The organism is Streptomyces sp. NPDC096339 (assembly GCF_044762985.1).
Taxonomy (GTDB): domain Bacteria; phylum Actinomycetota; class Actinomycetes; order Streptomycetales; family Streptomycetaceae; genus Streptomyces.
In genome coordinates this window covers 500,894-523,698 of the sequence record NZ_JBIWFI010000001.1, presented here as the reverse complement: position 1 = coordinate 523,698, position 22,805 = coordinate 500,894, and the positions used below count along the sequence as shown (strand labels likewise).

The 22,805-nt window shown below is 73.3% G+C and carries 22 protein-coding genes and 1 pseudogene; 10 read left to right on the top strand and 13 right to left on the bottom strand.

The annotated features are described in order from the left end of the window. Positions 1-138 precede the first annotated feature (138 nt). A complete protein-coding gene (locus ACIQ5Y_RS02505; protein ID WP_403874160.1) occupies positions 139-1,371 on the top strand; it encodes a PP2C family protein-serine/threonine phosphatase in 1,233 nt (410 codons plus the stop codon). Between the two features lie 19 nt (positions 1,372-1,390). After that, positions 1,391-2,359, top strand: a complete 969-nt coding sequence (locus tag ACIQ5Y_RS02500; protein WP_403874158.1) for a TAXI family TRAP transporter solute-binding subunit — start codon at positions 1,391-1,393, stop codon at positions 2,357-2,359. Positions 2,360-2,363: 4 nt separating this feature from the next. Here the strand turns inward: ACIQ5Y_RS02500 and ACIQ5Y_RS02495 are convergent, their stop codons facing one another. The 5 genes from ACIQ5Y_RS02495 to galT all read right to left on the bottom strand — a co-directional run bounded on the left by ACIQ5Y_RS02495 (position 2,364) and on the right by galT (position 8,343). After that, positions 2,364-3,767, bottom strand: a complete 1,404-nt coding sequence (locus ACIQ5Y_RS02495) for an ATP-binding protein (RefSeq protein WP_403874156.1) — start codon at positions 3,765-3,767, stop codon at positions 2,364-2,366. Beyond that, positions 3,764-4,468 carry a response regulator gene (locus ACIQ5Y_RS02490; protein WP_403874154.1) on the bottom strand — a complete coding sequence of 235 codons (705 nt, stop codon included), beginning with the start codon at positions 4,466-4,468 and terminating at the stop codon, positions 3,764-3,766. Before ACIQ5Y_RS02490 ends, ACIQ5Y_RS02495 begins: the two co-directional genes overlap by 4 nt. A gap of 62 nt (positions 4,469-4,530) precedes the next feature. Continuing rightward, positions 4,531-5,931, bottom strand: coding sequence for an MFS transporter (locus ACIQ5Y_RS02485; protein WP_403874152.1), 1,401 nt, complete (start codon positions 5,929-5,931; stop codon positions 4,531-4,533). A gap of 151 nt (positions 5,932-6,082) precedes the next feature. Continuing rightward, positions 6,083-7,297 carry a galactokinase gene (galK, locus tag ACIQ5Y_RS02480; RefSeq protein ID WP_403874150.1) on the bottom strand — a complete coding sequence of 405 codons (1,215 nt, stop codon included), beginning with the start codon at positions 7,295-7,297 and terminating at the stop codon, positions 6,083-6,085. Then, positions 7,294-8,343 (bottom strand): galactose-1-phosphate uridylyltransferase, encoded by a 1,050-nt coding sequence (gene galT / locus ACIQ5Y_RS02475; RefSeq protein ID WP_403874148.1) that lies wholly within the window; start codon positions 8,341-8,343, stop codon positions 7,294-7,296. The genes galK and galT overlap by 4 nt, the downstream gene beginning before the upstream one ends. A 125-nt stretch (positions 8,344-8,468) precedes the next feature. Here galT and ACIQ5Y_RS02470 point away from each other — a divergent pair, with 125 nt between their 5' ends. Continuing rightward, positions 8,469-9,278, top strand: coding sequence for a DeoR/GlpR family DNA-binding transcription regulator (locus tag ACIQ5Y_RS02470; protein ID WP_403874146.1), 810 nt, complete (start codon positions 8,469-8,471; stop codon positions 9,276-9,278). 78 nt (positions 9,279-9,356) lie between these two features. Here the strand turns inward: ACIQ5Y_RS02470 and ACIQ5Y_RS02465 are convergent, their stop codons facing one another. Beyond that, complete coding sequence (locus tag ACIQ5Y_RS02465; RefSeq protein WP_403874144.1) at positions 9,357-10,988, bottom strand: FAD-binding oxidoreductase; 1,632 nt, start codon at positions 10,986-10,988, stop codon at positions 9,357-9,359. Between the two features lie 65 nt (positions 10,989-11,053). Between ACIQ5Y_RS02465 and ACIQ5Y_RS02460 the strand changes: the two genes are divergently transcribed. Then, positions 11,054-11,704, top strand: a complete 651-nt coding sequence (locus ACIQ5Y_RS02460) for a TetR/AcrR family transcriptional regulator (protein ID WP_403874142.1) — start codon at positions 11,054-11,056, stop codon at positions 11,702-11,704. A gap of 61 nt (positions 11,705-11,765) precedes the next feature. Here ACIQ5Y_RS02460 and ACIQ5Y_RS02455 read toward each other — a convergent pair whose 3' ends face one another. Continuing rightward, on the bottom strand, positions 11,766-12,239 hold the full coding sequence (locus ACIQ5Y_RS02455; RefSeq protein ID WP_403874140.1) for a MarR family winged helix-turn-helix transcriptional regulator: 474 nt from the start codon (positions 12,237-12,239) through the stop codon (positions 11,766-11,768). 89 nt (positions 12,240-12,328) lie between these two features. Here ACIQ5Y_RS02455 and ACIQ5Y_RS02450 point away from each other — a divergent pair, with 89 nt between their 5' ends. Further along, on the top strand, positions 12,329-13,204 hold the full coding sequence (locus tag ACIQ5Y_RS02450) for an SDR family NAD(P)-dependent oxidoreductase (protein WP_403874138.1): 876 nt from the start codon (positions 12,329-12,331) through the stop codon (positions 13,202-13,204). A gap of 271 nt (positions 13,205-13,475) precedes the next feature. Here ACIQ5Y_RS02450 and ACIQ5Y_RS02445 read toward each other — a convergent pair whose 3' ends face one another. Next, complete coding sequence (locus ACIQ5Y_RS02445; protein WP_403874136.1) at positions 13,476-13,880, bottom strand: hypothetical protein; 405 nt, start codon at positions 13,878-13,880, stop codon at positions 13,476-13,478. A 202-nt stretch (positions 13,881-14,082) separates the two neighbouring features. On the opposite strand from ACIQ5Y_RS02445, the gene ACIQ5Y_RS02440 reads away from it, so the two are divergent. Continuing rightward, positions 14,083-14,892: an NPP1 family protein gene (locus tag ACIQ5Y_RS02440; RefSeq protein ID WP_403874134.1), complete on the top strand. Its 810-nt coding sequence runs from the start codon at positions 14,083-14,085 to the stop codon at positions 14,890-14,892. A gap of 16 nt (positions 14,893-14,908) precedes the next feature. Then, positions 14,909-15,694, top strand: coding sequence for a class I SAM-dependent methyltransferase (locus ACIQ5Y_RS02435; protein WP_403874132.1), 786 nt, complete (start codon positions 14,909-14,911; stop codon positions 15,692-15,694). Here the strand turns inward: ACIQ5Y_RS02435 and ACIQ5Y_RS02430 are convergent. Next, complete coding sequence (locus ACIQ5Y_RS02430; RefSeq protein ID WP_403874130.1) at positions 15,655-16,065, bottom strand: YybH family protein; 411 nt, start codon at positions 16,063-16,065, stop codon at positions 15,655-15,657. The two genes, ACIQ5Y_RS02435 and ACIQ5Y_RS02430, sit on opposite strands and share 40 nt — an antisense overlap. Between ACIQ5Y_RS02430 and ACIQ5Y_RS02425 the strand changes: the two genes are divergently transcribed. Both ACIQ5Y_RS02425 and ACIQ5Y_RS02420 read left to right on the top strand, forming a co-directional pair. Further along, positions 16,045-16,548: a winged helix-turn-helix transcriptional regulator gene (locus ACIQ5Y_RS02425; RefSeq protein WP_403874128.1), complete on the top strand. Its 504-nt coding sequence runs from the start codon at positions 16,045-16,047 to the stop codon at positions 16,546-16,548. The two genes, ACIQ5Y_RS02430 and ACIQ5Y_RS02425, sit on opposite strands and share 21 nt — an antisense overlap. An 8-nt stretch (positions 16,549-16,556) precedes the next feature. Beyond that, positions 16,557-17,765 carry an FAD-dependent monooxygenase gene (locus tag ACIQ5Y_RS02420; RefSeq protein WP_403874126.1) on the top strand — a complete coding sequence of 403 codons (1,209 nt, stop codon included), beginning with the start codon at positions 16,557-16,559 and terminating at the stop codon, positions 17,763-17,765. A 190-nt stretch (positions 17,766-17,955) separates the two neighbouring features. Here the strand turns inward: ACIQ5Y_RS02420 and ACIQ5Y_RS02415 are convergent, their stop codons facing one another. The 3 genes and pseudogenes from ACIQ5Y_RS02415 to ACIQ5Y_RS02405 form a co-directional block, all read right to left on the bottom strand. Further along, the gene (locus ACIQ5Y_RS02415) at positions 17,956-19,197 is read right to left on the bottom strand and encodes an MFS transporter (protein ID WP_403874124.1); all 1,242 of its coding nucleotides are present in this window, start codon (positions 19,195-19,197) and stop codon (positions 17,956-17,958) included. A 143-nt stretch (positions 19,198-19,340) separates the two neighbouring features. Beyond that, entirely contained in the window at positions 19,341-19,502 is a 162-nt protein-coding gene (locus tag ACIQ5Y_RS02410; protein WP_403874498.1) for an alpha/beta fold hydrolase, read from the bottom strand. 68 nt (positions 19,503-19,570) lie between these two features. Continuing rightward, positions 19,571-19,759, bottom strand: a pseudogene (locus ACIQ5Y_RS02405) (alpha/beta fold hydrolase); the annotation flags it as partial. A gap of 63 nt (positions 19,760-19,822) precedes the next feature. Between ACIQ5Y_RS02405 and ACIQ5Y_RS02400 the strand changes: the two are divergent. Beyond that, entirely contained in the window at positions 19,823-21,070 is a 1,248-nt protein-coding gene (locus tag ACIQ5Y_RS02400; RefSeq protein WP_403874122.1) for an NAD(P)/FAD-dependent oxidoreductase, read from the top strand. Between the two features lie 173 nt (positions 21,071-21,243). Here the strand turns inward: ACIQ5Y_RS02400 and ACIQ5Y_RS02395 are convergent, their stop codons facing one another. After that, positions 21,244-22,770 carry a PucR family transcriptional regulator gene (locus ACIQ5Y_RS02395; RefSeq protein ID WP_403874120.1) on the bottom strand — a complete coding sequence of 509 codons (1,527 nt, stop codon included), beginning with the start codon at positions 22,768-22,770 and terminating at the stop codon, positions 21,244-21,246. Positions 22,771-22,805 lie beyond the last annotated feature (35 nt).

Sequence of the window (22,805 nt, the reverse complement as noted above, 5' to 3'; positions counted from 1 at the left end):
GACCAACCGTGCCGGACGGCGGGGTCCCCGGTCCGTACCGACACACCCGGGTCACGTGAACGGCCCGCCCGCCGCCCTCGTGGCATGGTGGAAGCCCCGTGATCGGAGCGGCGGCCGGCATCCGGGCAGGTGGACATCATGAGCGGACCCGTCATCGACTACCAGGCGGTCTTCGAGGCCCTGCCGGGTGCGGTCGCGCTGCTGACCCCCGAACTGGTGTACGCCGACGCCAACGAGGCGTTCCTCTCCATGGCCGGGCGCACCCGCGAGCAGGTGATCGGCCGCTACCTGTTCGACGTCTTCCCCGACAACCCCAATGACCCCGGCGCGACCGGCATGCGCAACCTGTACGCGTCCCTGCGACGGGTCGCGGTCACCGGCGAACGCGACACCATGGCGCTGCAGCGCTACGACGTGGAGTACCAGGACCGGCCCGGCGTGTGGGAGGAACGCTACTGGAGCCCGGTCAACGTCCCCGTCCTCGCCGCCGACGGCTCCGTGGCGCTGCTGCTGCACCGCGTGGAGGAGGTGACGGAGCTCATCCGGGCCCGCGGGAACCGCTCCGGCAGCGATCACGCCGCCGTCCTGGAAGCCGAGCTCTACACCCGTGCCCGGGAGCTGCAGGAACTCAACGAACGGCTGCGCCGGGCCATCGCCCGCGAACGCGAAGTGGCCCTCCACCTCCAGCAGGCCATGCTCCCCGCGCCCCGGCCACTGGCCCACCACCAGGCCGCCGTGCGCTACCGGCCCGCCGTGGGGGCCCTGAACGTGTGCGGCGACTGGTACGACCTCGTGGACCTCGCCGACGGTCACCGCACCGCCGTCGCGGTCGGAGACGTCGTCGGCCACGGACTGCGGGCGGCCGGAGTCATGGGCCAGCTGCGCAGCGCGCTGTCCGCGGCCTCCCGCGTCGCCGACGGCCCCGCCCAGGCCCTCGAAGTCGTGGGCCTGTACTCGCGCTCCGTCGACGGCGCCGAATCCACCACCGCCGTGTCGGTCTTCATCGACTGGCCCAAAAGCACCCTGGCCTACAGCAGCGCGGGACACCCCCCGCCCGCGCTGTGCCGCCCCGACGGGACCGTCACCTTCCTCGACCAGGCGACCGACCCTCCGCTCGGCGTCCGCCCCGAGCACGTCTCCCGCCCCCAGGCCCAGACCGCTTTCGCCGAAGGGTCCGTACTCGTCCTCTACACCGACGGGCTGGTCGAACGCCGACGGGAGGACATCGACATCGGCCTGGACCGGCTCGCCCGTTCCCTCGCCCGCCACCACACCTCCGACCCCGACAGCCTCGCCGACGCCCTCCTCGCCGACCTCATCCCACCCGCCGGGGTCACCGACGACACCGCCCTCATCGTCCTGAGGCTGTGACGGCGGCTAGGCTTCCGCCGTGAGCAGCGAGCGGTGGAGCCGGCGACGGGTGGTCGGCGCCGGAGCCGGGGCGCTCGCGCTCGCACTGGCCGGCTGCTCGGGGAACTCGCCTCCGGTGCGGCGCCTGCGGCTCGCGACCGGGCCGGAGGGCGGCCCGTACAACGCGTTCGGTCGAGCTCTCGCACAGGCCGTCACCGCGAGTGGCGGCGCGCTGGAAGTCGTACCGGTGAGCACGTCCGCCAGCGTGGACAACCTGCGGAAACTGGAGGACGGTTCCGCCGACCTGGCGCTGGCCATGGCCGACGTGGCCGAGGACGCCGCGCTGGGGCGCGAGGGGTTCTCCCGGCCCGCCGGTGTGACGGCGCTGGCCCGGATCTACGTGAACTACACGCACCTCCTCGTGCCGGCGGTCGGTCCGGTTCGGGCGGTGGGCCAGTTGGCGGGCCGTACGGTCGCGGCCGGCGCGGCGGGCTCGGGAGTGCAGGTGGTGGCGCGGCGGGTGCTGGCCGCGGCCGGGCTGGGCGAAGGCCCTTCGCAGGCCCACGAGCGGCAACTGGGCCTCACCGAGTCGGCGAAGGCACTGCGCACGGGCACGGTCGACGCGCTGTTCTGGTCCGGCGGTGTGCCCACGCCGGCGCTGTCGGGGCTGGCCGCTGAACTCCAGCTCAGATTGCTGCCGTTGGACGGCCACGTGGCAGCCCTGCGAGAGCGCTACGGCCCCGTCTACACGGCGGTCACGTTCCCGGCCTCGGCGTACGGGCCGACGGAGCCGGTGGGCACCATCGGAGTCGGCAACTACCTGCTGGCCCGTCACGACGTACCGGCGAGTGCCGTACGCGACGTGCTCCGGGTGGTGTTCGACCGCCGGCGCGACCTGCTGCGCGAGGTGACGGCGGGAGCGCGCCTCGAACCGCGGTTCGCCATCTCGACCGGGAAGGTGCCGCTCCACCCGGGCGCGGCCGCCTACTACCGCTCGGTGTACGGCTGACCCCTTACGCGCACGGGAGTCGGAGTTCGACGACCAGGCCGTGGGGCGTGTTGGCTCCGACGCCGAGCGAACCACCGCTGATCCGGGCGATCTCGTCGGCGATGGCCAGTCCGAGACCGCTGCCGGGAACGTTCTGATGCTCGGGAGAGCGTGCGAAGCGTCGTAGGAGCAGGGGGAGTTGGTCCTCCCCGACTCCCGGACCGTCGTCGGCCACCCGCACCACGGCCGTCCCGTCCGTGCCCCGCGCGGTGGTCACCTCGATACGGCCGCCCCGCGGCACGAACTTGACGGCGTTGTCGAGGAGCGAGTCAAGGATCCGGCCGGTGGCGTCCGGCAGGGCGCGTGCGCGCAGTTCCTCGGCGAGGTCCGCCGTCGCCAGTGCCAGGCCGGCGTCACGGAAGACCGGCTCCCAGGCCCGTACCCGTTCCCGTACCGCCTGCGACACGTCGTGCTCGTGGGGCTCTGCCACACCGGACTCCACCCGGGCCAGGGCCAGCAGGCCGTCGAGCAGCTCCTCCAGGCGCTCGGCCTCGTCCAGGGCGCGGGTGTGCTCGGCCCGGCCCGGACCGGGGGCGACGTACGGCTCGACGTTCTCCAGTTGCAGCACCAGGGTGGCCAGCGGATTGCGCAGCTGGTGGGAGGCGTCGGCGACGAAGTCGCGTTGGCGGCCGATGGACTCGGAGACGGCCTGCGCCATGGTGTTGAAGTGCTGCCGCAGGTGGCGCAGTTCGGGCGGCCCCGCGGCCGAGACGGCCCGGGCCTGGAGACTGCCCGCGGCCAGGCCCTCCACCGCCCGGTCCAGGTCGAGGAGCGGACGCATCAGCCAGCGCGAGATGCCCGCCGCGACCAGGGCCGCGGCAGCGAAGGCGGCGAGGGCCCCGGCGGCGATGAGCGACCAGCGGACCGTCACGTCCCGGCGCGCGGCGGCGGTGGGCACGGTCAGCAGGACGGCGCCGCTGACCCGCTCGTCCCGGCCGACCGGCTCCGCGAGCACGACGGACGCCGGGCCCCAGGGGCGCAGCGTGGGAAGCAGGTCGGTGGAACGTCCGGTGAGGGCGCGCCGGCAGGCGTCCGAAGCGGCCGTGAAGCAACCGGCACCGGCACCGGCATCGACACCGGCGCCGATGGCGGGGCCGGCCTGCGCGGTCGTCGCGCCCGCCGTGTCGACCACGACCACTCCCGCCGCGTACAGCTCGGCGTACCGGCTGATCTCGGCGGAAAGTTCCGACCGATCGGCGTCGGTGCGCATCCGGTCGGCGAGATCGGCGAACCTCACCGCGTCCGAGCGCCGCTGCAGGAGCAGGTGCTCGGTCCGTCCCCGCGCGTAGGCGTCGGCCAGGGGGAGGCACAGCAGCAGCGCCGCCACCCCCATGAGCACCATCAGCACCGCGAGGAGCCTGCGTCTCACCGGGCGCCGTCCCGCCCGCCGCGTGACGAGGGAGAGCCCAGTTGGTAGCCGAAGCCTCGGACCGTGCGCACCAGACCGGAGCGGCCGGTCTTCGCGCGGATCCCCGCCACGTGGACGTCCAGGGAGCGGGATGCGGCGAGGAACGCGTCCCCCCAGATCCGGTCCAGGATCTCCTCCCGGGAGCGGACCTCTCCGGGGCGGGCGGCCAGCAGGGCGAGCACGTCGAACTCGCGCCGCGTCAACTGGACTTCGGTACCGGCCACGGTGACCGTGCGGCCCGCCAGATCGACCTCGACGTCCCCGGTGCGCACGGGCTCACCGGCGGTGGGGACGGCACCGGCCGAGTGCGCTTCCGTCCGGCGGCGCACGGTGTCGATCCGGGCCATCAGCTCGGCCATCCGGAACGGCTTGACGACGTAGTCGTCGGCGCCCGCCCGCAGCCCCTGCACGATGTCGCGCTCCTCGCACCGCGCGGTCACCACGATCAACGGTGCGCCGCAGACGGTGCGAAGCCGCCGCAGCAGCTCTATCCCGTCCAGGTCGGGCAGGCCGAGGTCGAGCAGGACGAACTCGGCCTCGTGGACGTGCCGCAGGGCGTCCAGGGCCCGGGCGACCCGGCGGACGGTGTGCCCGCGCTGCGCGAGGGCGGTGCCGAGCGCCTGGGCCATGCGGTCGTCGTCCTCGACGAGAAGCGCGTGCACGAACGGCCTCCTCGTGACCGGCAGCCGGTGACCTGTGACCCGCGACAGGTTACCGGTGTGGATCAGTGCGCGGCATCGGCGGGAGCCGCCGCCGGCCGCCGACCCGTGTCGGCCCCGCCACCGGCCCCGGCGCCGGCCTCGGCGCGGCTGAGCGCGGCATCGCGGGTGTCGGGCATGAGGACGTACGTCACGAGGGAGACCAGGGCGCACCCGGAGACGTACCAGAAGAACATCGTCTCGCGGCCACTGTTCTTGAACCACAGTGCCACGTACTCCGCGGTGCCGCCGAAGAGCGCGTTGGCGAGCGCGTACGGCAGCGCCACGCCCAGAGCGCGCACCCGCGTCGGGAACAGCTCGGCCTTCACCGCCGCGTTGATCGAGGTGTAGCCGGTGACGATCACCAGGGCGAGCAGGGAAAGGCCCAGCGCGGACCAGTACGAGGAGGCGGAGCCGAGGGCGGTCATGATCGGGTAGGTGCCGACGGTGCAACCCACCGCGAAGGTGATCAGCAGGGGGCGTCGGCCGATCCGGTCCGACAGCATCCCGGCGAACGGCTGCAGTACGGCGAAGAGGGTCAGCGCGGTGAAACTCACCAGCGTGGCGGTCGTCTTCGCCATGCCCGCGCTGCCCACCAGGTACTTGGTGAGGTACGTGGTGTAGGTGTAGTAGGCCACGGTGCCGCCGAGGGTGAGCGCCATGACCAGGCCCGCCTGCCGCCGGTGCTCCCACAGGGCCTTCAGCGTGCCGCGCGTCCCGTCGGCCCCGGCGTCCTCGCCCGTCGCCTGCTCCTTGAACGCGTCCGTCTCCTGGAGCCGGCGCCGCAGCCAGAAGACGACCACCGCGAACAGGGCCCCGAGGACGAACGGGATCCGCCAGCCCCACTCGGTCAACTGGGCGCTGGTGAGCGTGTGCTGAAGCGTGATCAGGACGCCCAGGCCGAGCAGCTGGCCGCAGGTCATCGACACGTACTGGAAGGACGATCCCAGGCCGCGCCGGCCCGGGGCCGACGCCTCGGTCAGGTAGGTGGCGCTGGCCGCGTACTCGCCGCCGATGCTCATGCCCTGCAGCAGGCGCGCGAGCAGCAGCACCAGGGCGCCGAAGTACCCGGCCTGCCCGTAGGTGGGCGCGACGGCGATCAGCAGAGCGGCCACCGACATCATGGTCACGGTGAGGGTGAGGGCGCTCTTGCGGCCGTGCCGGTCGGCGGCGCGGCCGAGGATCCAGCCGCCGACGGGGCGCATCAGGAAGCCCACCGCGAAGATCCCCGCCGTGTTCATCAGCTGCGTGGTCGGGTTGTCGCCGGGGAAGAAGGAGTCGGCGAAGTAGATCGCGAAGCTGGCGTAGACGAACCAGTCGTACCACTCCACCAGATTGCCGAGCGAGCCGCCGATCAGGGCGAGGCGGCGCCGCCCCCGCTCATCCGCGGACGGTGGTTCGGACAGGGCGGCGGCGGACGAGGACATGGCGGCTCCAGACGGAGGTCCCTGATGCGGGACGAGGAACGCGAAGCGTGGAAACTCGGGACTTCCCCAGCCCCCCGTGCTGGGGAAGTTCCCAGAGCATGCGTCCGCCGTCGCCCCCGGACAAGGTCCGGCGACGAGATCTAACGTCCCGCTAAGAAAGCGCCGGCCGAGCCCCCTCCGGCGGCAGGGCGACGCGGCGGGCGCCGGCCGCGGGAGTCGCGGTGAGGAGGTGCGGGGGCCGGTGGCCGGCGTCGGCGAAAGCGGCCGTGACGTGGCCGCCCACGATCTCCTCCTGTCCGGACCGCACCAGGGCGATGACGGAACCTCCGAAGCCGCCGCCCGTCATCCGCGCGCCCAGCGCGCCCGCGTCCAGCGCCGAGGAAACCGCGAGGTCGGTCTCCGGGCAGGAGACGCGGTAGTCGTCGCGCAGCGAGGCGTGGCCGGCGGTGAGGATCGGGCCGAGTGCCGCCGCGTTCCCCTCCCGCAGCCGGGCCACGGCTTCGGTGACCCGGGCGTTCTCCGTCACCACGTGGCGCACCAGCGGCGCGAGTTCCTGCGGCAGCGCGTCCAGTGCCCGCGGGAGCTCCCCGGCGGACAGGTCGCGCAGGGCGGGCAGGCCGAGCAGGGCGGCCGCCTTCTCACACCCCTCGCGGAGGGCCGCGTACGCCCCGTCGCCGAGGTCGTGGGTGACCCGGGTGTCGATCACCAGCAGCCGCAGGCCCTGGCCCCGCAGGTCGAAGGGAACGTGCCGGTGCAGCTCGGGGCTGCGGGCGTCGAGGTGGAGGGCCGATCCGGCGGTGCCGCACACGGAGGCCATCTGATCCATGATCCCGCAGGGCACGCCGACGAACGCGTTCTCCGCGCGCTGGGCGATCCGGGCGAGATCGGCCCCTGAGAGGCGCAGCCCGTGCAGCTCGTCGTACGCGACGGCGACCGCGCACTCCAGCGCGGCGGAGGAGGACAGTCCGGCACCGGTGGGCACCGTGCTGTCGAAGTGGAGGTCGGCCCCCGCGACCGGGTGCCCCGCTTCGGCCAGCGCCCACACCACTCCGGCAGGGTAGGCGGCCCAGCCGGTCACGGCGCCGGGGGCCAGTGCGGCCACCTCCAGGTCGGTGACCCGGCCGTCGCCCTGCGCGCTGTGCAGCCGCAGCCGTCCGTCCGTGCGGCGGCGGGCGGCGAGCAGGGTGCTCCGGGGGAGCGCCATGGGGAGGGCGAACCCGTCGTTGTAGTCGGTGTGTTCGCCGATCAGGTTGACCCGGCCCGGCGCGGCCCACACCCCGTCCGGGGCTCCTTCGAAGAGTCGCCGGAACTCGTCCGCGACGAACCGCGCCCGCCTGTCGTCGTCCCACTGGTCCGTCCGGTTCACGACAGGGCCTCCCGCAGCCGCCGCGCCGCCGCCTCGGGGGCGACGTCGTTGATGAAGGCTTCCGTACCAGACTCCGTCCCGGCGAGGAACTTGAGCTTGTCGGCGGTCCGCCGGATGGTGAACAGCTCCAGGTGCAGGGCCAGTTCCTCGCCGCCGGTACGGGGAGCCTGGTGCCAGGCGGAGACGTACGGCGTGGGTACGGGAGCCTCCGGCCGCCCGGCCGCGGGGAAGAGCCGGTCGAAGCGGCGCAGCAGGTCCTGGTAGATGCCGGGGAACTCGGCCCGCTCGGCCTCGGTGAGGCAGGTCAGGTCGGGGACGCGGCGGTGCGGGTGGAGGTGCACCTCGTACGGCCAGCGGGCGGCGTACGGCACGAAGGCGGTCCAGTGCTCCCCGGCCGTGACCACGCGCTCCGTGGCGGCGCGGGCGCGTGCCACGAGGTCCTCGAAGAGGTTGCGGCCGGTGGCGTCGCGGTGGGCGGCCGCCGCCGCCGCCATCTTCGCCGTTCGGGGGGTGACGAAGGGGAAGGCGTAGATCTGGCCGTGCGGGTGACCGAGCGTCACCCCGATCTCGACCCCGCGGTTCTCGAAGCAGTACACCTGCTCGACCCCCGGGAGGGCGGAGAGCTCCGCGGTGCGGTCCGTCCACGCGTCCAGGACCAGGCGGGCGGCGGACGGTGTGAGATCGGCGAACCGGGCGTCGTGGTCCGGGGTGAAGCACACGACCTCGCAGCGGCCGACCGGGCCCGAGAGGGAGGGGAAGCGGTTCTCGAAGACGGCCACCTCGTAGTCGGCGGCGGGGATCTCGCCGAGCCGGCCGTCCCGGGAGGGGCACAGCGGGCACTCCCCGGCGGGCGGGTGGTAGGTGCGGCCCTGTCGGTGGGAGGCGATCGTGATCCAGTCGCCGGTCGCCTCGTCCTGCCGCAGCTCGGGCCGGCTGTCCACGGGCTCCAGCGGGCGCAGGTCGGGAGCCTCGCGTACGGCGCTCTGGTCGGTGTCGAAGTAGATCAGTTCGCGGCCGTCCGCGAGTTTCGCGAGTGTTTTCTTCACCTGTCAAGAATAAACAGAATCAAACAGCAGGCACCAGCAAATGGGTTGAAGTTCCCCATGCTTCAACAGTCCGCCGTGTTATCTTGCTGCCTTCCGAGGCACTGGCCGACACCGGGGGAGCGATCGTGGCCGAACAGGCAGCCCAACTGGCCCACCAGCGCCGCGCGCTCATCCTGGACGCGGTCCGGCGCGACGGCGCGGTGCGCGTGGCGGACCTCGTCGGGCGGCTCGGCGTCTCGGACATGACGATCCGCCGGGACCTGGACGCCCTGGCCCGGAGCGGCGCCGTGGAGAAGGTCTACGGCGGGGCCGTCGCCGCGAACGGGGCCAGCGGCCACGAGCCGGGATTCGCCGCCAAGTCCGATCTGGAGGGCGCGGCGAAGGCGGCCATCGCGGAAGCCGCCGCGACCCTGGTGGAACCGGGCAGCGTGGTCGCCGTCTCGGGCGGCACCACCGCGCACGCGGTCGCCGCCCGGCTGCTCGGCATCCCGCGGCTGACGATCGTCACCAACTCGCTCCCGGTCGCCGAGCTGGTGCGGGCCGCGGACGGGGAACCGGGGAGCGGGGCCCCCACCCTGCTGCTCACCGGCGGCGCACCCACCCCGTCGGCCGCGCTGGTCGGTCCGCTCGCGGACCTGGTGATCGGTTCCCTCCACGTGGACCTGCTCGTCCTCGGCGCCCACGGGGTGGCCGAGGGGGCGGGGCTGACCACCCCGAACCTCATGGAGGCGCAGACCAACCGGGCGCTCGTCGCCTCGGCCCGGCGGGTCGCGGTCGTCGCCGACCACAGCAAATGGGGCGTCGTCGGGCTCAGCGGCTTCGCGGCACTGGACCGGGCCGACTGGTTCGTGACCGACGCCGCGATGCCCGCCCCGGCCCGGGCCGTCCTCGCGGACGCGGTGGGTGAACTGCTCATCGCCGGCGAGGAGCACTGAGCCGGCCCGCCCGAAGCGGTCCGCGCGGCCCGCACCCGTCCTCGGGGCCGGCACTGGCCCGCCGGACCGCGGCCCCGGTCAGTCCACGAGTACGCCGGGGTTGAGGATGCCGTGCGGGTCGAGCGCCGCCTTCGCGGCGCGCAGGGCGAGGGCGAAGGGCTCGGGCCGCTGGCGGTCGTAGCCCGGACGGTGGTCCCGGCCGACGGCGTGGTGATGGGTCACGGTCGCCCCGTGCCGGTGCAGGACCTCGACCGCGACGGCCTTCAAGTCGTCCCAGAGGGCGTCCTCGTCGCCGTCCCGGCCGGCGGCCAGGACGGTGAAGTACGGTGCCGCCCCGTCCGGATAGACATGCGTCAGACGGCAGTTGACGGTGGCCGGGTGACCGGTCGCCTTGAGCGCCGCCGCACCGACCTCGGTACGCACCGCCTCGATCAGGCCGGGGATCCGGTCCCAGGTGGCCGCGGTCTCGAAGGTCTCCGCGACCGCGCCCATCCTGGCCAGACCGTCGCGGAGGTAGGGCATCCGCAGGAAGGCGGAGCGCCAGGCGCTCACGGCCGCGTCGCCGCCGGGACCCGCGTCCGCACGGGATGCACCGGACGCACCGGACGCACCGACCGTCGCGCCGGACCGGCCGCCGTGCGAGCGGGCCAGAGCGACGGCCCGGTCGAGCCGGGCGGTCACCGGCTCGTCCGCCGACTCGAAGCCCAGGACCAGTACGGCGGAGCCGTCCCGCGCCGCGCCCGACAGCGCCGCCTCACCGGCGTCCAGCAGGCGGCAGTTGGCTGGGGAGAGGTCGGACTGCGCGAGGGCGCGCACCGCCCGGAGCGCGTCGTCGAAGCGGGCGAACGCGACCGAGGCGGACGCCTTGTGGCGAGGGCGCGCCTGCAACCGTACCCACGCCTCGGTGATGACCCCGAGGGCACCTTCGGAGCCGAGGAACAGCCGGTCGGGCGAGGGCCCGGCGCCGGAGGCGGGCAGCCGCCAGGAACTGCTCGTGCCGGCCGGGGTGACCACGCGCATCGACTGCGCGAAGTCGTCGATGTGCGTGCGGCCGGTGGCGTAGTGGCCACCCGCGCGGGTGGCCAGCCAGCCGCCCAGGGTGGAGAACTCGAAGCTCTGCGGGAAGTGGCGCAGCGTGAGTCCGTGGGGCCGCAGCTGGTCCTCCAGGCTCGGCCCGAGGGTGCCCGCCTGGATGCGCGCCGCCCGCCCCTCGGCGTCGACCTCCAGGACGCGGCCCATCGCCGTCAGATCGAGGGACATCACCGCCCCGTGGGCGTCACCGCGGTACTCCACACCGCCGGAGACCGAGGAGCCCCCGCCGTACGGTACGACGGCGACCCGCCGCTCCCCGGCCCACTCCAGCAGGTCGGCGACCTCCCGGTCGTCCGTCGGGCGGGCGACGAGGTCGGGGATCCGGCCGGGCCGCCCGCGCAGGGCCCGCACCACGTCGCGGTAGGCCTTCCCCATGGCGTGGGCGGCGCGGTCACCGGGATCGTCGGTGACCAGGTGGGCGAGGCTGCGCGGGGCCTCGACCGCGGGGCCCGCGATGCCCAGGTCGCGGACGCGGGGGACGGGGAGCGGGCGGGCGAGGGTGCCGGGGATCAGGGCGCCCATCGCGGTGCATTCCGCGTCGTCGGGATGGGCGTCCTCCCAGCCCCAGCCCCACCAGGAGCGGGTGCGGGAGTGCGGCTGCGGGGTGGTGCCGGCCATGGATGCGCTCCAGGGGTCGCAGGTAATTTACCTCGGGGTAAATTACCTACTGATAATATCGCCGCATGGCAACCCCCGTGACAAGAGCCGGCACCAAGGGAGTCCCGCGGGAGCACCGCCGGCGGCAGATGCTGGAGGCCGCCACGGAGGAGTTCGGCACCCGCGGCTACGCGGCGGCCTCGCTCCCCGCGATCGCCGCGCGCGTGGGCGTCACCAAGACGCTGCTGCACCAGTACCTGGGCACCAAGGAGGACCTGTACGTCGCCTGCCTGGTGCCCGTCGGGGACCGGCTGCTGGAGGTCATTCGGGAGGCGATGGGCGCCGACGGCACCGCGCCGGACACGCCGCTGCGCGTGCTGCGCGGCATCTTCGAGGCCCTGGAGGGCCGGCGGGAGGCGTGGTTCGTCCTGTACGACACCACGCTTCCGCCCGGCGGCGAGGCCGAGCGTCGGGCCTCGGAGTACTGGTCGGCCATCGACCGGCTCGCCGCCGGCGGCACGGCCGAACTGCTGCGCGCGGCCGGTTCCGCCGACCCGCTGGACGCCGACGCGCTCAAGTACGTCTGGCGGGACCTGGTCGCCACGCTCGTCCGCTGGTGGGTCAAGCACCCGGAGCAGACCCCGGCGGCCATGACGGATCGCTGCGCCCGCCTCTTCGCCGCGGCCGCCACGCTCACCGCCGAGGTCGAGGCCGCCCCCGACGGTCACGGAGGCTGAATCCGGGCGCCCGCGGGCCCCGTGAGGGTTCCCCGCCGGCCCGGGGGGTGCCGTGCGCGCCCTATCCCTTCTCGGCCTGCGCGGCCTTGGCGGCCTTGAGCTTGCGCCACACCCTTTCCAGGGCCTCCAGGTCCTGCTCGTCGAGCAGCTCGGTGAAGACCGGCTCCAGGGCTTCGCGCCGCGTGGCGTCGGCCGCGGTGAACACCGTGCGTCCCGCCTCCGTGAGGGAGACCTCCACCGACCGGGCGTCACGCGCGGAAGGCGTACGGGTCACCAGGCCGCGGTTCTGCAGGGCGTCGACGACGCGGGACACCTGGCTGCGGCTGAGCAGCGTGCTGTTCCCGAGGGTGGAAGCGGGTACGGGCTCGGGGCTGGAGGCCAGCCACAGCATCACCTCGAACCAGGAGACCGGAAGGTCGTGCGCCTTGACCAGGGCCCGGTCGACCCGGTCGGTCAGGGTGGTGCCGGCCCAGACCAGCCCGTAGAAGGCGTAGTCGGCCGTCGGCATCTCGGTTTCGGTGAGCTTTTTCGCCATGTCCGCAGTCTAGAGCTTGCGTGCGCACGCACATAAATTTATAGTGTGTGTGCACGCACATAAATCACGCTCAGTGAAAGGCGCCGGCCATGTCGACCCACCCCACCACCGCCACCACCCCCGACAGCTCCCTCCGCACGGTCCTGATCACCGGTACCTCCTCCGGCATCGGCCTGGCGGCCGCCATCGCCGCCGCCCGTGCCAGGTGGCGCACCATCGCCACCCTCCGTGACACCGGCCGGGCCGACGCCCTGCGCAAGGCCGCCGCCGAGGCGGGCGTCGAACTCGACATCCGGCAGCTCGACGTCGTCGACGAGGAGTCCGTCGCCGCCGCCGTGGCCAGCGTGATCGCCGACTACGGCCGTCTGGACGCGGTCGTGAACAACGCGGGCGCCGGGCACGTCGGCACCCTAGAGCTCGAGTCCGTCGCCGACGTGCGTGAGGTCATGGACGTGAACTTCTTCGGCGTGCTGAACGTCTCCAAGGCGGCCCTGCCGCACCTGCGCGCTACCGGAGGCCGCCTGATCACGGTCACCAGCGTCGGCGGCGTCATCGGCCAGCCCTTCAACGAGGCCTACTGCGCCGCGAAGTTCGCCGTGGAGGGGTACATGGAGAGCCTGGCCCCCGTCGCCGCCGCCGTCGGGGTGGGCGTGTCCGTCATCGAGCCCGGCGCGGTGGCGACCGAGTTCGTCAACAACATCGGACTCGACATCGACGCCCGCATCGCCGCGGCCGGCCCCTACGCCGACGCGATGCGCCACTACATCGACCGCACGGTCGGCCAGTTCCTGGACGGGGCGCAGACCCCGGCGGGCGCGGCCGAGGCGGTCATGGAGGCGCTCACCGCCGAAGAGCCCGCGTTCCGCATCCAGACCTCCGAGTGGGCCCGCGGTTTCACCGGGACCAAGCTGGCCGACCGGGACGGCTCCGCGGTCCTCGGTATGACCGGAGCCTGGGTCTCCTGACCGACGGCGGCGGCCTCTCGGACGGGCGACCGCCCGGGCCTCGCCTCGCGAGAGGCCCGGGCCGGGGGGAGACTCGTGCGCATGGACGAATCGCGCAAAGCCTGGGCCATGGTCATCGGCGTCATCACCGTGATCCTGCTGGACCTCGCGGCGATCATCCTGATGAACACCCTCTGACCGTGACGGCGTGACGGCGTGACGGCGTGACGGCGTGACGGCGTGACGCGGGCCGGGGCAGGGGCCGGGTTCGGGGCCTGGGGCCCGGGGGCGGTCAGGCGGCGTCGAACGCCGCCTGCAACGCGTCCCCCGTGGGGGCTATGAGCATCGCCTTCTCCCGGAGCTCCGCCGGGAGGTGAGGGCGGTCGTCCTCGCGGAAGATCAGTGTTCGACCGCACTGCGGCACGATCGAGGCCCCGAGGGCCGCCGCCAGCCGTGAGAGCACGCCGAGCATCGCCCCGCGGGCGAAATGCGTCGCCGTCACGCACGACATGCCGCTCTCGCCCGAGGACTCGTGGTAGAGGTCCGCCTCGCCCTCGTCCTCCGCACGGATCTGCGAGAAGCCCTCCTCCTGGCCGCCCGCCACCAGGCAGGGCTCCGTCACCCGGCGAAGCGTCCCGGTGTCCAGGGGAACGACCTCGCCGTCCCTGAACCGGAGCAGGAAGATGCTGTAACTCACGGACCCACTCTGCCATCACCGTGATCCGCGGGAGGGCCCCGGTCCGTCCTGACTCGAATCCGGCTCGGGAACACGCCAAAAGGCGTCCGCACTCCGGTGGTTCGTGTCCGTTCATGCCGGAAAGAGAGGCCGCCCACACCCTTGCTGCGCCGCCCCGGTTCGCGAATGATGCTGCCCGGCGTGTCGGCCGACGGTGGTCGCGATGCACGCGCCATCCCGAACCCGGCCGGCCAGGAGGCACGCCTTGCGGACGAACCGTCACATCCGGAGATCGTTAGCGGTCGTGGGTGCCGCCCTCGCGCTGGTGGTCGCCGTACCCCAGGTCGCCTTCGCCGCACCACCGCCCGCCCTGCCCAGCCAGGCCGAGGCGATCGAGCTGACCTTCCAGCCGGCCTACGACTACGACACCGACGGCTGCTACCCGACCCCCGCGATAGGCCCGACCGGAGTACTCAACGGCGGACTCAACCCCACCGGTGCCCTCAACGGCAACTGCCGCGACGCCTCGGACCTCGCCAACACCAACGGCTACTCCCGCTGGACCTGCAACAACGGCTGGTGCGCCGTGATCTACGGACTGTACTTCGAGAAGGACCAGGCGATCCCCGGCATCAGCCTCGGCGGCCACCGCCACGACTGGGAACACGTCGTGGTGTGGATCCAGGGCAACGAGGCCAAGTACGTCTCGACTTCCGCACACGGGGACTTCGTCATCCACGCCCGCGACCAGATCCGCTGGGACGGCACCCACCCCAAGATCGTCTACCACAAGGACGGCATCGGCACGCACTGCTTCCGCGCGGCCAACACCAATGACGAACCGCCGGAGAACCACCGCCAGGCCTGGCAGTTCCCCGCACTCGTCGGATGGTCGGGTTACCCCGCCGGACTGCGGGACAAGCTGAGCCAGGCCGACTTCGGCAGCGCGCACTTCGGCCTGAAGGACGGCGCCTTCGCGGACCACCTGGCGAAGGCGAAGCCGGCGGGCATCCCGTTCAACCCGTACCAGTAGCTCCATCATGGGCGGCATGACGAACGAATCCCGTGCGCGTTCCTTCGGCGCGGCGGCCGCTCGCTATGCCGCCCATCGTCCCTCCTACCCGACCGAGCTGTTCGACGCCCTCTCCGAACTCGCCGGCTTCCCACTGGCCGGGGCCCGTACCGCCGACATCGGGGCCGGTACGGGCATCGCCACCGCCCTCTTGCAGGCACGCGGGGCGCGCGTGGTCGGCATCGAGCCGGGCGAGGGCATGGCCGCGGAGTTCCGGCGCCGCAATCCACGGACGCCGCTCCTGCGCGGGGACGGCAACCGGCTGCCACTGAAGTCCGGTTGCCTGGACCTGCTGACCTACGCGCAGTCCTGGCACTGGACCGACCCGGCCCGTGCCGTCCCCGAAGCCCGGCGGGTGCTGCGCCCCGGCGGCGCGCTGGCGGTCTGGTCGAACGACCCGGACGTCACCGTCGACTGGATCGCGGACCAGCAGACCCGCATCGAGGAGCGGTTCGGCCCGGGCTGGTACATCAACGAGCGCACCCGCTCGCAGTACGGGGCACGCTTCACCCGCCGTCGCCTCCCCTGGTCGCGCCGCGTCCCCGTCGACACGCATCTCGCCAAACTGTCCACGCACTCCCTCTTCCTCATCGGCGAGCCCGGCACGGACGCCTTCCTCACCGACGAACGGGCCCTGCTCATGGCGCGTTTCCCGGACGGATGGGTGGACGAGCACTACGTGGTCGACCTGAGCGTCGCCGTTCTCCGCGGCGACACCCCCGGTCAGGCGGGCGCGGTGCCGAACGGGTTGTCGACGACGTAACGCCACAGCCCGTCCGCGCCGCGGCGGGCCACGTCCGTGGCCGTTCCGGCCAGCCGGACGGCCGCGCCGTCGGGCCCGGTTCCCTCGATGCTCCAGTCGACGATCATCAGTGCGAGGTCACCCGCCGTGTACACGTGGCGTGGACGCACCTCGATCGGCAGCCCCAGCGAGAGGAACTCCGCGTTCGCGGAGGCGAGCGCCGCCCCCGTCAGCGGGGTCCCGGGGTGTGGAACGAAGACGGCGTCCGGTTCGTACACCTGGGCCAACGCCGCCGGGTCGCCGGTGTTGAACGCCGCCGCGAAGACGGCCGGGTGTTGCCGGGGATCGGTGGTCAGGGGGACAGTGGGTGCATGATCGCGTCCGATGCTCATGGCGGCAGCCAACCCGAGGCCGAAATGGGTCACCAAACGGAAAGCCACACAGGCCGATGGGACACCGAGCTCGTCCCCGACGACAGCGGGCGCACCCGGCGGCCGGAGCCGCACTGCCCGGTGGAACTCGCCCTCACGGCGGTGTCCGGGCGCTGGACCACGCTCGTCCTGCGGGAACTGATGGGCAGCCCCCTGTCGTTCGGAGCGCTGTCGGCCCGTCTCCCCGACATCAGCCCGAAGGTGCTGACGGAGCGGCTGCGGGCGCTGGAGGCGCAGGGCCTGGCCCTCCGTGAACGCCTGCCCGGCTTTCCCGTCCGCACCCGTTACGGCCTGACCCCGTCCGGTGCGGCCCTGCGGCCCCTGCTGGTCGAGCTGTACCGGACCGGGGTGGAACTGGCGGCGACGGAGCGGGAAAGGACGCACCCGCGCTCTACAGTGGCGGTGCCAGGCGCAGCCGTGGAGACAGCCCGGACCGGACGATGAGGGGTGCCATGGAGGAACGTCACGCGGTGGTCGCCGGGGCGGGCATCGGCGGTCTCACGGCCGCCATCGCCCTGTACCGGCGCGGCTGGCACGTCACCGTCTGCGAACGCTCCCCCGAACCGCCCATCACCGGCGCGGGCATCGGCCTGGCGCCCAACGCCCTGCGCGCACTCGACGCCATCGGCGTCGACGCCGTGCGCGCCACCGGCAGCGCCATACCCGCGACGATGGGCGTACGCCGCTCCGCCGGCCAGTGGCTGACCCGCGCCGGGACCGCGGAGATGGCGGCCCGCTACGGCATCGCCCCCATAGCCGTCCCGCGGCCGGCCTTCACGGCCGCCCTGGCCGCCGCGCTGCCGCCGGGGACCGTCCGCTACGGCACCGCGGTGACCGCCGTCGACGACGCGGAGGGCCGTCCGACCGTCCGTACGGCCTCGGGCCCGGACCTGCCCGCCGATCTGGTCGTCGCCGCGGACGGCATCAACAGCCCGCTGCGGCGCGCGTACTTCCCGTCCCACCCCGGCCTGAACTACATCGGCGAGACCGCCTGGCGGGCTCTCGTGGACGCCCCGGACCTGCGGGTACCGGCCATGAGCGAGACGTGGGGGAGGGGGCAGCGGTTCGGAGTGACCCCGCTCTCCGACGGCCGCTACTACCTCTACGCCACCGCGGTCGTCCCGGCCGGCACCCGGTCGGCCGACCCCCGTGCCGAACTCCGCGACCGTTTCGGCACCTGGCACGACCCGATCCCCGCCCTGCTCGACCGCGTCGGCCGCCTCGCGCCCGCCGACGTCCTACAGAACGACCTGTACGACCTCGCCGCTCCGCTCCCGCGCCTGCACCACGGCCGGATCGCCTGGCTCGGTGACGCCGCCCACGCCATGGCCCCCAACCTAGGCCAGGGCGGCTGCCAGGCCATCGAGGACGCGGTGGTCCTGGCCCACCTCCTCCCCACCGGAAACGGCACGGACGACAGGACCGACACGACCGGCGCGACCGGCAAGGGTTCCGTCCCGGCGGCCCTGGCCGCGTACACCGCCGCCCGTCGCGACCGCACCGACGCGGTGCGCGTGCGGGCCCGCCGCGTCGGCCGTCTCGGCGCCCTCCGCCACCCGCTCGCGGCGGCCGCACGCGACCTCGCGGTCCGGGCCACCCCCACGCGCCTGGCCCTGCGCGGCATGGACGACCTCTTCAACGGCTTCCGCCTCCCCGGCTAGTGCTGTGGCCGGAAAGGTTTGCCGGGTCGCGGTGTCCGGTGCATGGGGTCTCCCCAGGCCCGCAGGGGCCGAGGGGAAGCATCGCAAGGCGGAGGGCCTCGGCTCGTACTGGACTTACTTGCGAGGGCCGACAACGCCGCGAGGTGCCGTGCCGGGCGCCGTGACCCGGTGAACCTTTCCGGTCACAGCACTAGACGGCGGCCTCCTTCGGCGTGACAGCCTGCCGCAACTGTGTCCGCCGGGGCTGTTGGTGGCGTTGGGCCCAGGTGACGGCAAGGGGCGCCGCCAGACCCGTCAGCGCGAACAGCGCTCCCACGACGTACCACCCAGGTCGGCCCCAGCCGATGCAGAGTGAGATGAGCAGGGCCGGACCGAGGGCTTCGGCCAGTCCGGCGCCCAGGCCGAACACGCCTAGGTACTGGCCGGTAGCGTGCTGCGGAGCGAGGGCGAACGACACCTCGAAACCCGCGGCCGAGTGCCACAGCTCGCCGATGGTGTGGATCACCATCGCCGCTGTGAGCAGCGTGGCGGCGGCCCACGCCGGAATCCCGGCGGACAGCGAGATCAACGAGCACGAGACGAGGAAAGCCACGCCCGCTCGCCGGTAGGCGGCTCCGCCCGCCGCGGGTGAAACGATGCTGCGGCCGACTCGTATCTGGAACAGGACGACGATGACCGTGTTGACGAGCATGGTGCCGGAGATCAGCCAGCGAGGAGCGGTGGTGGCCGTTACCAGCCAGAGCGGGATGGCCACCGTGAGCACCTTGAACTGGACGGCCATGATGCCGTCGAGAGCGGTGAGCAGGAGGTAGGGGCGGTCCCGCAGGGCGATCCGGCGGGGGCCGCCGGTGGTGGGGACGGGGGCGACCGGCGACAGGCGGAGCAGGACCGCCGCGGAAGCCGCGAAGGCGACCGCGTTGCCGATGACCAGGAGTCGGTAGGCAGGGAGGGTGCCCACCTGCACGGCCCAGCCCGCCAGCAGGGCGCCGAGGGAGATGCCCACGTTGGTCACGGCGCGGAGATAGGCGCGGAACGCCTGCGGACGGTCCCCTCCGTAGTGCCTGATGAGTGGACTGCGTGCGGCCAGTCCGGCGGCCTTGGCGCCGGTGGCGATACCGACCGTGAGGACGAACGACCAGAAGTTGTCGGCCAGTACGAAGCCGCCGGTGGCCAGTGCCTGCACGGCGAGCGTGATCGCGTAGACGCCGCGTGCTCCGTGGCGGTCCGCGAGATGGCCGACGGCGATGCCCACGGCCAGCGCGACGACGCCGGCGATGCCGAGTCCGAGGCCCACCGAGGCCGCCGGAAGGCGTACTGCCTCGGTGAAGTAGAGGACCCCGGCGGTCAGATAGAGGCCACTGCCGACGGTGTAGATGAAGTTCGAGGCGGCGATGACGCGCTGAGGGCCGGAATCCGGGATCAGTCTGGGCATGACGAAGCTCCGCGTCCCGAGGTGACGGTAAGTACCCTACAAGCTTTCTGCCTGTTACTCGCAATAGCAACACCCTTGCGAAGAGCGACTTTTGGGTCGACCGGGGCCGGCGGGTGGCCTGAACGGGGCTCCAGGTGGTCCGCTCAGCCGGCGGACACCGTCTCGCGCAGGAAGCCGAGGAGCAGGTCCGTCACGACGGCGGGCCGCTCCAGGCTGGGAAGATGCCCGGCCCAGGGCAGTTCGAGGTGCCGGGCGTCGGTGAGCAGCTCCGGCAGCCGGGCCGCGATCTGCCGGAAGTCCGCCACGTCGAGGGCACCATGGCGGAGATCCGGTCCGGTCGGCGTGCGGCGATCTCCACGGCCACGCGTCCGCCGTACGAGGAGGCGACCAGGACCGCCTGCTCGACACCGAGGGAGTCGAGCTGGTCCAGTACGTCCTCCGCGTCGTTGTGGCGCCGATCCGGTAGCGGAGCCTCGCCGAAGCCCCGGAAGTCCGGGCGCACGACGACCCGACCTGATCGCCCCTCAGTCGACGCGCAGCTCCTACCATTGGGTAACCGCACGACTGATTCGGCACCGCACCACTCCCACGAACGGCACCACACCCCAAAGGGAGCGATCAGTACATGACCAACGACTACGACGTCGTCATCAGCGGAGCCGGCCTCGCCGGCTGCGCCGCGGCGATCCTGCTCGCTCGGCGCGGTGTCCGCGTCGCACTGCTGGAACGTCGCTCCGACCCCGACGCGTACAAGGTGCTGTGCACCCACTCCATCACGGCCAACGCCCACCCCGTGCTGGACGAACTCGGCCTCATACCCGCTCTGGAGAAGGCGGGAGCCCTCCACAACGACGCCCGTTGGTACACGCGTTGGGGATGGATCGAGCCGAGGTCCGCGCCCGACGGACCCGCGCTGCCGTACGGGTACAACGTCCGGCGCAGCACCCTCGACCCGCTGATCAGGGCCCGCGCGGCGCAAACCCCCGGCGTCGACCTGCTCCTCGGCCACCGGGTCACGGGCCTGGTCCGGGACGCCGGGCGCACCGTCGGGGTGCGTACGTCGATGCCACAGGGCGACCGTGAGATCCGGGCCCGGCTCGTGGTCGGCGCCGACGGCAAGGACTCGGCCGTCGCGAAGTTCGCCGAGGTGCCCACCAAGGTGCACGAGAACACCCGGTTCGGCTACCTCGCGCACTTCCGCGACCTTCCGCTGCACGGCGGGATCGGTCAGACCTGGTTCCTCGAACCCGACATGGCGTACGCCTTCCCGAACGACGACGGGGTGACGGTCCTCGCGGTACTCCCGGACAAGAAGCGGCTGCCGGCCTTCAGGGAGGACCTGGAGGGCAGCTTCCTCGAGTTCGTCCGCGCCCTGCCCGAGGCGCCGCCCGTCGACTCCGCCGAGCGCATCACCAAGTTCATCGGAACCGTCGACTACCCGCTGATCACCCGCGACCCGACGGCCCCGGGCATCGCCCTCGTCGGCGACGCCGCCCTGACCAGTGACCCCCTGTGGGGCGTGGGGTGCGGATGGGCCCTGCAGTCCGCGCAATGGCTCGCGGAGGCGGGCGCCCCGGCCGCGGCCGGCCGGGGCGACCTCGACAGGGCGCTCGCGCTGTACGCACGCCGGCACCGGCGCGGGCTGCGCGGCCACCAGGCCATGGCGGTCGACTTCGCGAAGGCCCGGCCGTTCAACCCCGGGGAACGGCTGCTGTTCTCGGCGGCGGCCCGCGACGAGTCGATGGCGCGGCACATGTACATGTTCGCGGCCCGCATGATCGGTCCGCTGCGCTTCCTGAACCCCGCCGCCCTGGCCAAGGCGGCGGCCGTCAACATCAAGCACCGCGGGGCGGGAACCTCACCAGCGCGCTGAACCGCGCCGCGGCCATCGTGAAGCGGACACAGGGGGCCCCGGAGCGGAAGCCGGGGCCCACTGCCGCGAACACGACCCCCACGGTCTGCCCCACGGTCTGCCCCGCGACCTGATCACGATCCTGCGGCGGGAGCGAGGGGCGGGCCGCCGCCGGCCTCCGGCGGCGCCGCCGGTCAGGTGTCGCTGATGGCGCAGGCGAGGTAGAGGTCGACGCGGTCGCGGGCGGTGGACAGGTCGCGGCCGGTGAGGTGCTGGATGCGGCCGATGCGGTAGTGCAGCGTGCTGACGTGGACGTGGAGGGCCTCCGCCGCGGCGCGCCAGGCTCCGTTGGCTTCCAGGAACACGGCGAGGGTGTGCGTCAGCTCCGTGTCGTGTTCCGCGTCGTAGGCGTGGAGGGGGCCGAGGAGGCGTTGCCGGTACGCCGCCCGGATGTCTCCGGGCACCCCTGCCAGGAGCATGAGGTGGGAGTCGAGTTCGCGGGCGGTGACCAGGGCCAGTCGCTGGGGGCGCAGTGCGGCCAGGCGTGCGGCGTGGCGGGATTCCTCTAGGGCGCGGCCGAGGCCGGCCGGGTCGGAACACGTGCCGAGGCCGAAGGCGACGCGCCCACCGTCGGCGGCGGGCTCGAACTGCGCGAGGCGTTCGCGGAGCAGGGTCGCGAGCGCCCCGTCGTCGAGCAGGGTGCCGAGTGAGGCCAGGACGGTCGGTCCGCTCTCGCCTCCGGCGACGACCGCACGGATCTCCGGGTCCTCGTCGAGGGTGCTTTCGACGAGGTCCGCGGCGAGGTCCCAGGAGCGCAGCGCGCCCCTGGTGAGGGCGGTCACGGCGACCAGCGGGCGGTCCGTGGCCAGGCCGGCGGTGCGCAGGCGGGCCGTGACGGCGGCGGGCGGCGCCTGCTGGTCGAGGAGTTCGACGAGCTGGGCGTGGAACCGCTGCTCGGTGCGGCGGCGTTCGTCCCGGCGGGCGCCGCCCAGGGCGAGGAGCTCGGCGGTCTGGGCAGCGGTCCCCGCGTCGTCGGGGGTGCCGAGGATGACGAGGAGCCCGCCGCCGGCGCCGCGGCGGCCGATCGGGAGCAGGGTGTGTCCGTCGGCCGTGGCCGGGAGGCGCTCGGCGCGCAGGGCGTGGGCGGCGAGCCGGCCGCGGACGGCGACGGAGAGCTCTTCGCCCGGCCCGGCGAGGAGGCGACCCGCCGTCGACAGGGCCCAGCAGGGGGTGCCGAGTTCGGCGGAGAGCATGGCCACGAGGCCGCCGAGGTCCGCGCCGTCGACGAGCGCGGTGACCAGGCGGCGGTGGTGGCTCAGGACATCGGCGAGCACCCGGCCGCGTTCACGGTTGATGCGGTCGATGACCGTGCGGGACAGCGTGCTGTAGCTGATGTCGGCCGGCACGGCGAGGACGGGGACGCCATGGCGGCGGCAGGCCTCGACGAGGGCGGTGGGTACCTCGCCGAGCAGGATGTCGCCGGCGACCAGCGCGGCGGCGGCGCCTTCGGCCAGGGAGGCCGCGAAGGTCTCGCAGTCGGCCGCGGTGCGGTACCAGCCCTCGCTGGTCAGGACGAGCTCGCCGCCACCGAGGAAGTCGGCGGGCTCCAGCAGGTCGGTGGTGTAGACCCAGCGCAGCTCGCGGTCCAGGCCGGCCGGGCCCCCGTCGTCGAGCACCGTGAGCCGGAGCTCCGGCATGTCCAGCAGATCCCTCACCCGCACGGCACGCCTCCCTGTCGTATCTCGCTCGTATGTCG

Excerpts from the sequence above, each read along its gene's own strand:
- ACIQ5Y_RS02505 (WP_403874160.1), top strand. The coding sequence starts at position 139 with ATGAGCGGACCCGTCATCGACTACCAGGCGGTCTTCGAGGCCCTGCCG.
- ACIQ5Y_RS02485 (WP_403874152.1), bottom strand. The coding sequence starts at position 5,931 with ATGTCCTCGTCCGCCGCCGCCCTGTCCGAACCACCGTCCGCGGATGAG.
- ACIQ5Y_RS02465 (WP_403874144.1), bottom strand. The coding sequence starts at position 10,988 with ATGGCCGGCACCACCCCGCAGCCGCACTCCCGCACCCGCTCCTGGTGG.
- ACIQ5Y_RS02460 (WP_403874142.1), top strand. The coding sequence starts at position 11,054 with ATGGCAACCCCCGTGACAAGAGCCGGCACCAAGGGAGTCCCGCGGGAG.
- ACIQ5Y_RS02455 (WP_403874140.1), bottom strand. The coding sequence starts at position 12,239 with ATGGCGAAAAAGCTCACCGAAACCGAGATGCCGACGGCCGACTACGCC.
- ACIQ5Y_RS02450 (WP_403874138.1), top strand. The coding sequence starts at position 12,329 with ATGTCGACCCACCCCACCACCGCCACCACCCCCGACAGCTCCCTCCGC.
- ACIQ5Y_RS02440 (WP_403874134.1), top strand. The coding sequence starts at position 14,083 with ATGCACGCGCCATCCCGAACCCGGCCGGCCAGGAGGCACGCCTTGCGG.
- ACIQ5Y_RS02435 (WP_403874132.1), top strand. The coding sequence starts at position 14,909 with ATGACGAACGAATCCCGTGCGCGTTCCTTCGGCGCGGCGGCCGCTCGC.
- ACIQ5Y_RS02425 (WP_403874128.1), top strand. The coding sequence starts at position 16,045 with ATGATCGCGTCCGATGCTCATGGCGGCAGCCAACCCGAGGCCGAAATG.
- ACIQ5Y_RS02430 (WP_403874130.1), bottom strand. The coding sequence starts at position 16,065 with ATGAGCATCGGACGCGATCATGCACCCACTGTCCCCCTGACCACCGAT.
- ACIQ5Y_RS02420 (WP_403874126.1), top strand. The coding sequence starts at position 16,557 with ATGGAGGAACGTCACGCGGTGGTCGCCGGGGCGGGCATCGGCGGTCTC.
- ACIQ5Y_RS02415 (WP_403874124.1), bottom strand. The coding sequence starts at position 19,197 with ATGCCCAGACTGATCCCGGATTCCGGCCCTCAGCGCGTCATCGCCGCC.
- ACIQ5Y_RS02400 (WP_403874122.1), top strand. The coding sequence starts at position 19,823 with ATGACCAACGACTACGACGTCGTCATCAGCGGAGCCGGCCTCGCCGGC.